This window comes from Streptomyces sp. NPDC005576, assembly GCF_042871745.1.
In the GTDB taxonomy this organism is placed as follows: domain Bacteria; phylum Actinomycetota; class Actinomycetes; order Streptomycetales; family Streptomycetaceae; genus Streptomyces.
The window spans coordinates 168,387-180,294 of the sequence record NZ_JBIAJC010000007.1 but is presented as its reverse complement, the minus strand read 5'-3'; the positions used below and the strand labels follow the sequence as shown (position 1 = coordinate 180,294).

At 73.0% G+C, this 11,908-nt stretch carries 11 protein-coding genes and 2 tRNA genes; 8 read left to right on the top strand and 5 right to left on the bottom strand.

The window, feature by feature from the left end; translation table 11 throughout:
• Positions 1 to 44 precede the first annotated feature (44 nt).
• Entirely contained in the window at positions 45 to 560 is a 516-nt protein-coding gene (locus ACFYPN_RS14395) for a DsbA family protein (protein WP_358765037.1), read from the bottom strand.
• Between the two features lie 192 nt (positions 561 to 752).
• On the opposite strand from ACFYPN_RS14395, the gene ACFYPN_RS14390 reads away from it, so the two are divergent.
• The 3 genes from ACFYPN_RS14390 (at position 753) to ACFYPN_RS14380 (ending at position 2,852) form a co-directional block, all read left to right on the top strand.
• Positions 753 to 1,217: a hypothetical protein gene (locus ACFYPN_RS14390; protein WP_358765039.1), complete on the top strand. Its 465-nt coding sequence runs from the start codon at positions 753 to 755 to the stop codon at positions 1,215 to 1,217.
• Positions 1,218 to 1,519: 302 nt separating this feature from the next.
• Positions 1,520 to 2,530, top strand: coding sequence for a LacI family DNA-binding transcriptional regulator (locus tag ACFYPN_RS14385; protein ID WP_389298350.1), 1,011 nt, complete (start codon positions 1,520 to 1,522; stop codon positions 2,528 to 2,530).
• 166 nt (positions 2,531 to 2,696) lie between these two features.
• Positions 2,697 to 2,852 (top strand): hypothetical protein, encoded by a 156-nt coding sequence (locus ACFYPN_RS14380; RefSeq protein WP_358765043.1) that lies wholly within the window; start codon positions 2,697 to 2,699, stop codon positions 2,850 to 2,852.
• A 240-nt stretch (positions 2,853 to 3,092) separates the two neighbouring features.
• Here ACFYPN_RS14380 and ACFYPN_RS14375 read toward each other — a convergent pair whose 3' ends face one another.
• Both ACFYPN_RS14375 and ACFYPN_RS14370 read right to left on the bottom strand, forming a co-directional pair.
• The gene (locus tag ACFYPN_RS14375; protein WP_358765045.1) at positions 3,093 to 3,668 is read right to left on the bottom strand and encodes a CGNR zinc finger domain-containing protein; all 576 of its coding nucleotides are present in this window, start codon (positions 3,666 to 3,668) and stop codon (positions 3,093 to 3,095) included.
• 278 nt (positions 3,669 to 3,946) lie between these two features.
• Positions 3,947 to 4,360 carry an SsgA family sporulation/cell division regulator gene (locus tag ACFYPN_RS14370; protein ID WP_003959770.1) on the bottom strand — a complete coding sequence of 138 codons (414 nt, stop codon included), beginning with the start codon at positions 4,358 to 4,360 and terminating at the stop codon, positions 3,947 to 3,949.
• 190 nt (positions 4,361 to 4,550) lie between these two features.
• Between ACFYPN_RS14370 and ACFYPN_RS14365 the strand changes: the two genes are divergently transcribed.
• Both ACFYPN_RS14365 and ACFYPN_RS14360 read left to right on the top strand, forming a co-directional pair.
• The gene (locus tag ACFYPN_RS14365) at positions 4,551 to 5,006 is read left to right on the top strand and encodes a TIGR02611 family protein (RefSeq protein WP_358765047.1); all 456 of its coding nucleotides are present in this window, start codon (positions 4,551 to 4,553) and stop codon (positions 5,004 to 5,006) included.
• Positions 5,007 to 5,060: 54 nt separating this feature from the next.
• Positions 5,061 to 5,132: transfer RNA gene (locus ACFYPN_RS14360), tRNA-Val, on the top strand.
• Between the two features lie 95 nt (positions 5,133 to 5,227).
• Here ACFYPN_RS14360 and ACFYPN_RS14355 read toward each other — a convergent pair.
• On the bottom strand, positions 5,228 to 7,729 hold the full coding sequence (locus ACFYPN_RS14355) for an SCO7613 C-terminal domain-containing membrane protein (protein ID WP_389298347.1): 2,502 nt from the start codon (positions 7,727 to 7,729) through the stop codon (positions 5,228 to 5,230).
• 105 nt (positions 7,730 to 7,834) lie between these two features.
• Here ACFYPN_RS14355 and ACFYPN_RS14350 point away from each other — a divergent pair, with 105 nt between their 5' ends.
• The gene (locus ACFYPN_RS14350) at positions 7,835 to 8,281 is read left to right on the top strand and encodes an SRPBCC family protein (protein ID WP_358766192.1); all 447 of its coding nucleotides are present in this window, start codon (positions 7,835 to 7,837) and stop codon (positions 8,279 to 8,281) included.
• 39 nt (positions 8,282 to 8,320) lie between these two features.
• Positions 8,321 to 8,392 (top strand) — tRNA-Val (locus ACFYPN_RS14345).
• 82 nt (positions 8,393 to 8,474) lie between these two features.
• Here the strand turns inward: ACFYPN_RS14345 and ACFYPN_RS14340 are convergent.
• A complete protein-coding gene (locus tag ACFYPN_RS14340; RefSeq protein WP_358766190.1) occupies positions 8,475 to 9,206 on the bottom strand; it encodes a 3'-5' exonuclease in 732 nt (243 codons plus the stop codon).
• Between the two features lie 706 nt (positions 9,207 to 9,912).
• Between ACFYPN_RS14340 and thrS the strand changes: the two genes are divergently transcribed.
• Positions 9,913 to 11,889 carry a threonine--tRNA ligase gene (thrS, locus tag ACFYPN_RS14335; RefSeq protein WP_389298344.1) on the top strand — a complete coding sequence of 659 codons (1,977 nt, stop codon included), beginning with the start codon at positions 9,913 to 9,915 and terminating at the stop codon, positions 11,887 to 11,889.
• Positions 11,890 to 11,908 lie beyond the last annotated feature (19 nt).

Genomic DNA, 11,908 nt, shown 5'->3' with positions numbered 1-11,908 from the left:
CCCGGCGGCGATCTCCGCCGGGCCCCGGTGTCCGTCCTGGCCGGTCAGCCCCGGGCCGCGAGCAGCCCGTCGACGAGGGACTCGATCCGCTCGCGCAGCCCGTCCTGGCTCTTCCCGCCGTCGAGACGCTCGTCGCCGACGACATAGGTCGGGGTGCCGGTCACCCCGATCGCCTTGCCCTCGGCCTGGTCGGCGTCGACGATCAGCAGATGCCGGCCGTCGATCAGAGCGGTGTCGAACTCCTCGGCGTCCAGACCGAGTCCGGCGGCGATCTCCAGGAGCAGCGGCTCGCCCGCGCGGGACAGCTCGGCGGTGCGCCCCAGGACCGCCTCGATGTACGGCCAGTCCTTGCCCTGGGCCATGGCCTCCTCGGCGGCCTGGGCGGCCGCATAGGCGTGCTTGTGCTTCTCCAGCGGGAAATGCCGCAGCCGGATCTCGATGCGGTCCCCGTACCGGGCGCGCAGGGCGTGCACATCGGTGAGGGCGCGGTGGCAGTCGGGGCATTCGAGCTCGCACCAGAGATCGACGACGACGGGGCTTGCGGGGGTGGAATCGCTCATGCCACCAGTCTTTCAGCCGGGGCGGAGACCACCCAATCGGCGATCTGCCGACGCCGCGGGCCAACCCGGTACTGGCCCTGGAGGAGGAGCAGAACCCCGAAAAGTCCCTGACGAACGGCCGGCGGCATGGCCCGGGCCGCCGCGGGCGGTGCACGATGGAGGGGACGCCCTTTCCTGCCGCTGGAGGCTCCGATGATTGCCGAGACCATCTGCTCCGCGGCTTCGGCGGCGGGCCTGGGGATCGCCGCGGTGACGGCGTACCGCAAGAGGTTCCTCGCCGCGGCCCGGATCGCCGCGTACTCGCTCGTCCCCATCGGTCTCGTCCTGACCGGTGTCGTGGCATGGGTGGCCGGGATCGCGTTCAAGCCCAGCGTGTGGATCGGTTTCCTCCTCCTCGGTGCCGCCTGGCTGCTCTTCGCCACCACCCGGGCGGTGGAGCGCCGCCGCGGACCGACCCGCGAGGAGCGCAGGGCCGCGCGGCGGGGCGGGGAAGGCGACCGCGTCGACCCGGCGGCCTCCGCGCCCTCCCTCCGTCCGACGACCGCCGGACAGCGCCCCGGCACCCGTCCCGGGGCGAAGCCCGGCGGAGCGGGGAAGGCGGAGCCGGGGGACGACTTCAGCGACATCGAGGCCATCCTGAAGAAGCACGGCCTCTGAGCGGGTCCACGGGTACCGGCCCGCCCACCGGCGGCGGGCCTGCCGCCCGGGGTCGTGCCGCCTCCCTGTGAACCCGGCCGCCGGGGCAGGACGGTTTGCCGCCTGCTTTCCGGCGGCGCGGCGGAGAACCCGTACCGGTCCGGGGCTCCAGGCGGGGCGAACCCGTCGCGGAGCGAACCCTTTCGTGCCTCCGCCCGGGTCCCGGATCGGCGACCGTCCTCCGTACGATGGGAAAAACTGCCGACCGGGCACGGCGGCCGAGGGCAGCAGCCGGCATCAGTGGGGCAGGACAAGTGGGGCGTGTGGCAGGGATCAAGGATGTGGCCCGGCGGGCCGGCGTCTCGGTGGGCACCGTCTCCAACGTCATCAACCGGCCCGACGCGGTGCTGCCGGAGACGCGCGCACGCGTCCTCGCGGCCATCGAGGAGCTGGGGTACGTGCGGAGCGAGTCCGCGCGCCAGCTCCGGGCCGGCCGCAGCCGCATCATGGCGCTGCTCGTCCTCGACATGGGCAACCCGTTCTTCGTGGACGTGGCCCGCGGCGCGGAACGCGCCGCACGGAAGGCCGGCCTCGGGGTCATGATCTGCAACAGCGACCAGAACCCGGCCGAAGAGGCCGAATACCTCGGCCTCTTCGCCGAACAGCGGGTCTTCGGCGTCCTGGTCACCCCGGCGGACGCGAGCGGCCGCAACCTGGAGTCCTTCGCCCGCCACCGGATTCCGTTCGTCCTGGTCGACCGGGTCGCGTTCGGCCCCAGCTCCTGTTCCGTCTCCGTGGACGACGTACGCGGCGGGGCACTGGCCGTGGGCCACCTCCTCCAGGCCGGCCACCGGAGCGTCGCCTACGTCAGCGGCCTCGGCGATCTCCACCAGATCCGCGACCGCCGGGTGGGGGCCCTCGCGGCCCTCGCCGAGGCCGGTCTGCCCCCCGAGGCGCTCGTGGACATCGCCTCCGACCGGCTCGACGTCGCGGCCGGCCGCGACGCCGGCGCCCGGCTGCTCGGTCTGGTGCCCCGCCCCACCGCCGTCTTCTGCGCCAACGACCTGCTCGCCCTCGGCGTACTGCAGGCCCTCTACGCGGCCGGGGTGCGCGTGCCCCAGGACGTCGCCATCGTCGGGTACGACGACATCGAGTTCGCCGCAGCCGCAGCCGTACCGCTCACCTCCGTCCGGCAGCCCGCCGGACGGATGGGCCGGCTCGCGGCGGAGCTGCTGCTGGAGGAGGCGGACGACGGCTCCGGTACCCATGAGCACCGGAACGTCCTGCTCCAGCCCGAACTCGTCGTCCGCGCCTCCAGCGCCGCCCACCGCTGACGACGACTGCCCGTACCGGACGCCGCCTTCCGCACGGCCGTCCGGCGGACACCCGGGGGAGAGTCGGACGAGCGAGCGATTTCCGTGCTTCTTCGAGGTGAACTCCCGGACCCAAAAACTGCGTTGATCACCGCGGCGGCCCCGGCTGGGTCATGATCACTGCGAAATGTTGGAGACATCCCGGGGCGAAGCCCCCGCACAGACCGCCGAAGAGCCTCGTGGCTGCCTCTTCGCTCTTTCCCAGCCGCCGTTGATGATCTTCCTCACGGTGGTCGGCAGCCTGATCCTCATGGCCGCGCTGCACGATCTCTTCCTGCTGTGAGCCGGGGACGACCTGCGAGCCGGGGACGACGGACGGCCCACCGGCCCGGGGCGTGCGCGCACCCACCCCCCGCGCACGTCCCCTCGCGCGCCGCGGTCTTCCGCGCCAGGATCCCGCCCGGAGCGGACCGCCCGGCGCGACCGGCGCCGGAATCCGGTCCGGCGGCGGGCCCCGGTCGCGGGCCAGTGCCGCGCCCGGCAAGCTCTGCCACGGGCAAACATTGCCGGGCGCGGCACTGGCTCAGCCGGTCGCTTCCTTGCGCCGGGCCCGGTACGCGGCGACATGGAGGCGATTGCCGCAGGTGCGGCTGGAGCAGTAGCGGCGGGAGCGGTTGCGCGAGAGGTCGACGAACGCCCGGCCGCAGTCCGGGGCCTCGCAGCGCCGCAGCCGCTCCTGCTCGCCCGTGACCACGATGAACGCCAGAGCCATGCCGCAGTCGGCCGCCAGGTGGTCGGCGATCGAGGCGCCCGGTGTGAAGTAGTGGATGTGCCAGTCGTAGCCGTCGTGGTCGGTCAGCTGCGGCGTGGTGCCCGCGGCGGCGACCAACTGGTTGACGAGATCGGCGGCGCGCCGGGCGTCGTCCGTGGCCGCGAAGACCGCCGCGAACTTCGCGCGAACGGCCCACACCGCCCGCAGGTCCTTCTCGCCGAGCCGCTCGACCCCGCTGACGCGATGGTGCGCCGCGAACGCGTACAGCTCCGTGGTTCCGGCGATGCCGTCCGAGGGCCCGCCGTCGGGCGACCCGCTCTCCGGGGCGGTGTTCACCAGATCGACCACCGTGTCGAGGGCGATGCGGGTGTCGTGTGGGATCAGCACGCTTGTCTCCCTGGCCTCCGGCGGGCGCCGCGCCCGCAGATGCGGGCAGACTCTACTGGCTCCTACCGCCCGTACCGGTGCCGGGACCGGCGGTGGCCGGTGCTCGGGGCCGTGGCCTGGCGGCGGACACCGGCCGCCGCTCCGTCCGTGGGCGCGCACGCGCCGGCGCCGCCACCGCGGTGGGTTCCGCGGTGACGGCGCCGGCGTGTGCCCTATGAGGTTGTCCGCGCGACGCCGTCTCCCCGAGTCGGACGGCGCCCCGCAGTTCGTTGCCTGGCTCAGCTCTCGGCCAGGATGTGTGAGAGCTCGGTGTCGAGGTCGAAGTGACGATGCTCGGTGCCCGGCGGAACCGCGGCGTCGGTCCTCTTCAGGAACGACTCCAGGGCCCGCGCCGGGGCTTCGAGCAGGGCCTCTCCCTCCGGAGAGCTCAGTGCGATGCAGACGACGCCTTGGCCGTGACTACGAGATGGCCAGACGCGGACGTCTCCGGTGCCGGTGGGCCGGTGCAGCCCCTCGGCAAGGAGGTCACGGGCGAAAACCCACTCGACCGTCTCCTCCGCTCCGGTATGGAAGGTGGCGTGCACGGCATAGGGATCGGCCGTGTCATACCGCAGGCCCGCGGGTACAGGCAGTGAGGACTCGCTCGACACAACGAGGCGCAGGTGCAGCTCGCAGCTGACCGTGGTGTTCATAAGCGCCAGGGCCTTTCGCTCAGTGTGCGCTCGGGGATTCGCACGTCGGCGAAATCGACATGCCACTTACGGTGGCGTTGTAAACCCCTCTGACCGTTTTGTGCTTCTTTGGGTCCCCCGTACAGCGGTGTGTAACTTTCCGTCATGCACCCATTCCAGTGATGGAGAGCGGTCGGGTAGGTTGAGTCCCATGAATGCGCAGAGTGACGAGCGGGGTGGAACCGTGCCGGTCGCGGAGCCGGATCTCGCGACGGGGGACGGGGCGGGCGCGGAGCGTGAGCTGGGGTCACGGGCGCCGGCGTTCATCAAGGCGTCTAGGCCTCTCCACGTGAGCTGGCAGGTGGGCGTCTTTGCGGTGGGCCTCGCCGTCGTCGCGGCGGGGGTCGCGATGCTGGTGCTGCCCGGACCGGGATGGTTCGTGATCTTCGGCGGCATGGCGATCTGGGCGACCGAGTTCGTCTGGGCGCAGCTCGTGCTCCGCTGGACCCGGCGGAAGGTGACCGAGGCGGCGCAGAAGGCGCTCGACCCCAAGGTGCGGCGCCGCAACATCATCCTCACCGCCGTCGGCCTGGTGATCGTCGCGGCGCTCGGGGCGGTCTACTTCTGGCGGTTCGGCCTCAGCCTGCCCTGGAACGTCAGCGAGTGAGGGCGGGGTGGTCCGGGTGCGCCGATGACATGCGGTAATGTGTGCGGTGCGCCCGGGCGATTAGCTCAGTGGGAGAGCGCTTCGTTCACACCGAAGAGGTCACTGGTTCGAACCCAGTATCGCCCACCCGGACGGAAGGCCCGAGAGACCGCAAGGTCTCTCGGGCCTTCCGCGTTGCGAGCCCCTGCCTTCCCGGTGCGGGTCAGGCAGGGGGCAGGGCCTCACCGCAGCCGGCCCAGGGCCTCCCTCATCCGCCGGGCGTCCCGCAGCCGCTTCTCGTACGTGGCACCCACCGCGAGCAGCAGCACCCCGGCCGCCGCCGGCACCAGCCACCTCGGCAGCGCCCCCACCACCTGCACCACGTACGGAGCGAGTTCGTGCAGGCCGAGCAGGGCCAGCACCCCGCCGCCGAGGAGCAGCGGGGCCTGCAGACGGCCCCGCGCCCCGGCCAGCGTGACCACGAGGGCCGCGAGCCCCAGCAGGAGCGGGCGCGTCCAGCCCGGGTCGCCCCAGGCCGTCAGCAGGCTCGGCGCCAGCGTGACGGTGAGCCCCGCGCCGTACGCCGTCCAGGAGGACGCCTCCGGGTCGCGGCGACGCCGCAGCACCCCCACCACCAGGGCCGGCACGGTCACCGGCAGGGTGTACGCCTCCGGGGCGGCGACCTCCGAGGCCGCCAGCCGCATCCAGGACGCCAGCACGAACAGCACCAGTGCGAGCCCACCCGCCACCTTCCGGCGCTCCGGCCGCACCGCCGCGCCGGACGCGAGCACCCCGGACAGCCCCAGTACCAGGGCGAGCGACGCGGCGTCCGTGACCGCCGGCCCCACCGCCACCAGCGCGCCGAAGGCACCGGTCAGCTCCACCGGCACCGCCACCGGGCGGCGCCGGAGCACCCCGCCGAGCAACACCGTGACCGCCGGACCGGCCAGCAGCAGCGGCGCCCCGCGCGAGGCCGAGAGCCCCAGCGAGCCGACCGCCGCGACGGTCAGCGCGATCCCGCCGAGGACGGCGGCGCAGGCGGCCACCGAGCGCGCCGGGCGATCCGGCAGCCGGATCGCCGTCGCGGCGAACAGCGCGGTCAGCGCCCCCACCACGGCGTACGTCGCCCCCTCCGAGGCCAGCGACAGCGCCGCCACGCTCACGGCTCCCGCCAGCGCGCAGCCGAGCGCGGCGGACCCGGCGGCCGACCCGGCCGGCCCCCGGACGGTGCGCACCAGCAGCTCCAGCGCACCCGCGACCAGCAGGGTCTCCACCACCGCCCCGACCGCGTACGGGACGTCCACGACCGCAGCCGTGACCAGCAGCGCGCCGCCCGCCAGCGCCGGTACGGCCACCGGGGCCGCGCCCCGCCACCGGGTCAGGTAATCCCGCGCACCGGTCGGGGCGGTGGCGCCCCCGGCCCCGGCGGGCTCCCCCGCCCACCGGTGGACCGCCGCTCCCAGCGCGGCCACCACCGCCAGGGTCACCGGCGCGGCCATCGTCCAGGACCAGCCGACCGGCGCGCCGAGCGCGGCCCGCAGGCCGTCCGGGGCGCCCGCCCACACCCGCGTCGCCGCCGAGAGCGGACCCGTCAGGACCACGGCCACCCAGGGGGCCGCCCAGAGCAGCGACCCCCCGACCACGGCCGCCACCGCCGCGGCCGGACCCCGTCCGGGCGCGCCCGCGGGCAGCACCCGGGCCGCCGACCGGACCTGCGGCACGGTCAGGAGCGCGATCGCCGCCGGCAGATACGCCACCACGGCCCACTCCGGCGGCAGCGCGGCCCGTACCACCCCGCCGGTGCCCGCCACCGCCGCGAGACCTCCGACGAGTCCGCACGCCGTCGCGGAGCCGGCCGGCGCCCCTCGCACGGCGAGCAGCGCGGCGGCCCCCACGACCACGAGGAGCGCCCCGGGGGCGAGGGCCGGTACCGGGCCGCCGGCCCCCAGCGACCGTGCCAGCGCCAGCAGCAGCGCCCCCGACCCGGTGACCGCGAGGCAGACCAGGGCGGTGACCCGCACTCCGGTCCGGCCGGAGCGGAGTGCCCGGACCGCGATCACGCTGTCCAGTACCGCCGTGACCAGCAGCGCCCAGCCGAAGACGAGGGCCGGGGCGCCGGCGGCCGAGCAGCCCAGGACCAGCGGCAGCTGACCGGCCACCACCGCCGCCGGAACCGGCAGTACCGGTCGGCCGGGCGTCAGGCCGTAGGCCGCCCAGAGCGCGGCGAGCGCGGCCGAGGCCACGGCGGCGAACGCCGTGCCGTCGGTGCCGGGGAGGGCCACCGCGTGGAGGGCGTAGGCGTCGAGGAGCGTCAGTACGAGTCCGAAGGCGCCGAGCGCCTCCGCGGTGGCCCGCAACCCGGACCGCCGCAGCAGGACCGGGGCGGCGAGGGCGGCCCCGGTCACGGTGGCCAGCACCGCCGAACGCCCGCCGATGCCCATCGCGCCCCAGCTGAACAGCGTGAAGGCGATGGCGGCGACCGCGAGGAGCAGCCCGCCGAGGGCGAGGAGCACGTTCTGCGCGCCGTGTCCGGACGGGGCACGGGACGTGAAGTGCGGGCCCGACGCCCGCGCCGGGGGAGCGAAGGCCGTGCCCACACCTACGGGGCCGGGGCGGGCCGAGGCGTGCAGGGCCTGCACCAGCCAGGCGCGGCGCTGGAGCAACTGCGCCCGGCGGGCGTCCAGATGGGACAGTTCACGATCGAGGAGCGCCAATTCCTCGGCGGGCGGCGGGACATGTTCCATGTCCGGAGTGTCGGGTCCGGGCAGGGGTGCGTACATGCGTTCAGGTACTCACTTCGGGGGGTGAGCACCTGGGGCGCTCGCTCCCGGAGCGCGCAGACTGGCTTCATGAATCCGAACCACTACCGGTTCACGAGTGAGTGGGACCTCCCCGCGCACCCCGCCGCCGTCCTCGCGGTGCTGGAGCGGGCCGAGGAGTACTCGGTCTGGTGGCCGCAGGTCCGCGAGATGGTCCAGGTGGACGCCACCACGGGGCGGGCACACTTCCGGTCCGTCCTGCCCTACGACCTGGTCGTCACCCTGGAGCGGGCCCGCCGCGATCCGGCGGCCGGGACCCTCGAAGTGTCCATGACCGGTGATCTGGAGGGCTGGGCCCGCTGGACCGTCACCGGGAGGGGAGGCGGCAGCCGCGTCCGGTACGAGCAGGAGGTCGAGGTCCGCAAGCGCCTGATGCGCCTGCTGGGGCCGGTCGCCCGGCCGGCCTTCCGGGCGAACCACGCCCTGATGATGCGCGCGGCGCGGCGCGGGCTGACGGCCCGGCTCGGCGCGGTTTGAACGAAGGCCGCCGAGCCCTGTAGTGTTCAACCCGTTCCCGGGCGATTAGCTCAGTGGGAGAGCGCTTCGTTCACACCGAAGAGGTCACTGGTTCGAACCCAGTATCGCCCACCGGGAAGAGCCGGTCCGTCAGCACACGACGGACCGGCTTTTGCGCGTCCCGCCCTGCACCAGGAGGTGCGGGCCGTACCGCTCACGCCGCCGCGGCCACCTCCGGGCGCGGACGCAGCGGCCAGGCGGGATCGACCCGCTCGGGCGTGCCGCTCCGGGCGAACCACGCCTCCAGGCCACGGGCCTGCGCCGCGTGCCAGGCGACCTGGAGCGTGTGCAACTCCGCCGGGCTCAGCCGCTCCAGCCGCGCGGTGAACCGCCTGCCCACGGCGCGCACCAGCTCCATCGAGGCTGCCGCGTCCGCCGCCGCGTCGTGGGCCCCGTCCAGCACCACGCCGTACAGCTCGCAGAGGTCGGTCAGGGTGCGGCGGCCCTTGCGGTAGCGGTCCAGGTGCTTGTCGAGCACCCGGGGATCGATCACGCACAGGGGGACGTGCTCCAGATAACGTGCGAGCGACGACGCCCGGTGCCGCTTCAGCTCGCGGTCGAGAAGGGTCAGGTCGAAGGGCGCGTTCATGACGACCAGCGGGCGGCCGGTCGCACACTGCTCCGCGAGCGAACGCGCCATCTCCTCCACCACCGGAGCCGGCCACCGGCCGTTGCGCTGGAGGTGGTCGTCGGTGAGGCCGTGGATTCCGGTCGCCTCCGGCGGCACCGGTATCCCCGGATTGATCAGCCAGCGGGTCACCCGGGCCCGTCCGCCGGCCGTGTCCTGGACGACCAGGGCGGCCGAGACTATCCGGTCCTCCTCGACGTCGACCCCCGTCGTCTCCGTGTCGAATGCGGCCAACGGCCCCTCGAACCAGTGCATCATCCCCGAACTCCTCGCACGCGCACGGCAGATGGCGTGATTCCTCTGCCCGATATCGGTGATACCCGCAGTGTTTGCCTGATACGCCGTTTGCGGGCCGTCTCCTTCGGTGACAACACTTCCGACGGGCACGGGAGTTGACCGGACGTGAGCCACCGGCCCCTGCCCCGGGCCCGTCGCGGCACGTCACGACCGGAAAACTGCACGGGGGTACCTCCACGCCGTGGCGGCAGCGGCCGGCCGCTCCCTCGCGCGCCCAGGACGACCTGCCTCGGGCCGGACGCGACCGGCCCGACCCGCGGCGCTGCCGCTACGGCAGGCAGGAGCCCTCGCTCCCGGTCCGGATCTCCGGCGCCGTCGTCCGGCCGCGCCGCTCGGGGCCGCGCGGCCCGGGACCGTACGGCTGCGTGTCCTCGCGGCGTCGCGGGGCTGGGCACGCCCCCTCGCGGTGTTGCCGGAGCGCCCTGGTAGCTCCGCCAGCAGGGCGCTCCGGCGTCTTGCGATCACCCGCACCCAGCCCCGCTCCTCCTTCCGCGCGACAACCCCGTACAGCCCCTGGGAGCGATTCCCCGGACGGGCCGCGCCCGGGACCGCCCTCCCCTCTTCCGTCGCGCTCGGAGAACGCAATGTGAATTAGGCTGCCCGGCTCGGTACGATCCGTGGAGCACGCGCAAGCAATGCGGTGCGCCCCCTGAGTCAGGAGAGACCGGTGTCAGACGTCCGTGTGATCATCCATCGCGATTCCGAGCGGGAAGAGCGCGTGGTGACGACGGGCACGACGGCCGCAGAGCTCTTCCCCGGACAGCGCTCCGTCGTGGCCGCCCGTGTCGACGGCGAGCTGCGTGACCTCGCACACGTCCTCCAGGACGGCGTGACCGTCGAGCCCGTGGAGATCTCCTCCGAGGACGGCCTCAACATCCTGCGCCACTCCACCGCGCACGTGATGGCCCAGGCCGTCCAGGGGCTCTTCCCCGAGGCCAAGCTCGGCATCGGTCCGCCGGTCAAGGACGGCTTCTACTACGACTTCGACGTCGAGAAGCCGTTCACGCCCGAGGATCTCAAGGCCATCGAGAAGAAGATGCAGGAGATCCAGAAGCGTGGCCAGCGGTTCTCGCGCCGCGTCGTCACCGACGAGGCCGCTCGCGAGGAGCTGGCCGCCGAGCCGTACAAGCTGGAACTCATCGGCATCAAGGGCTCGGCCTCGTCCGACGACGGCGCCGACGTCGAGGTGGGCGGCGGCGAGCTGACCATCTACGACAACCTGGACGCCAAGACCGGCGACCTGTGCTGGAAGGACCTCTGCCGTGGTCCGCACCTGCCGACCACCCGGTTCATCCCGGCGTTCAAGCTGATGCGCAACGCCGCTGCGTACTGGCGCGGCAGCGAGAAGAACCCGATGCTCCAGCGCATCTACGGCACCGCGTGGCCCACCAAGGAAGAGCTCAAGGCGCACCTGGAGTTCCTGGAGGAGGCCGCCAAGCGCGACCACCGCAAGCTCGGCAACGAGCTGGACCTCTTCTCCTTCCCCGACGAGATCGGCCCCGGCCTCGCCGTCTTCCACCCCAAGGGCGGCATCATCCGCCGGGCCATGGAGGACTACTCGCGGCGCCGCCACGAGGAGGAGGGCTACGAGTTCGTCTACAGCCCGCACGCCACCAAGGGCAAGCTCTTCGAGAAGTCCGGCCACCTGGACTGGTACGCCGACGGCATGTACCCGCCCATGCAGCTCGACGACGGGGTGGACTACTACCTCAAGCCGATGAACTGCCCGATGCACAACCTGATCTTCGACGCGCGTGGCCGTTCCTACCGTGAACTCCCGCTCCGCCTCTTCGAGTTCGGAACGGTCTACCGGTACGAGAAGTCCGGCGTGGTGCACGGCCTGACCCGCTCGCGCGGATTCACGCAGGACGACGCGCACATCTACTGCACCAAGGAGCAGATGGCCCAGGAGCTGGACCGCACGCTCACCTTCGTGCTGAACCTGCTCCGCGACTACGGCCTGAACGACTTCTACCTGGAGCTCTCCACCAAGGACCCGGAGAAGTTCGTCGGCTCGGACGAGATCTGGGAAGAGGCCACCGAGACGCTGCGCCAGGTCGCCGAGAAGCAGGGCCTCCCGCTGGTCCCGGACCCGGGCGGCGCCGCCTTCTACGGCCCGAAGATCTCCGTGCAGTGCAAGGACGCCATCGGCCGCACCTGGCAGATGTCGACCGTGCAGCTCGACTTCAACCTCCCCGAGCGCTTCGACCTGGAGTACACCGGCCCGGACGGCACCAAGCAGCGCCCGGTCATGATCCACCGTGCCCTGTTCGGTTCCATCGAGCGCTTCTTCGCGGTGCTCCTGGAGCACTACGCGGGCGCCTTCCCGGTCTGGCTCGCGCCCGTCCAGGCGGTCGGCATCCCGATCGGCGACGCCCACATCCCCTACCTCCAGGAATTCGCCGCCAAGGCGCGCAAGCAGGGGCTCCGGGTCGACGTGGACGCCTCCTCGGACCGGATGCAGAAGAAGATCCGCAACCAGCAGAAGGCCAAGGTCCCCTTCATGATCATCGCGGGCGACGAGGACATGGCCAACGGCGCCGTCTCCTTCCGCTACCGCGACGGTTCGCAGGAGAACGGCATCGCCGTCGACGAGGCCATCGCCAAGATCGCCAAGGCCGTCGAGGACCGCGTCCAGGTCTGACCCCGGCGTGAGCCCAGTA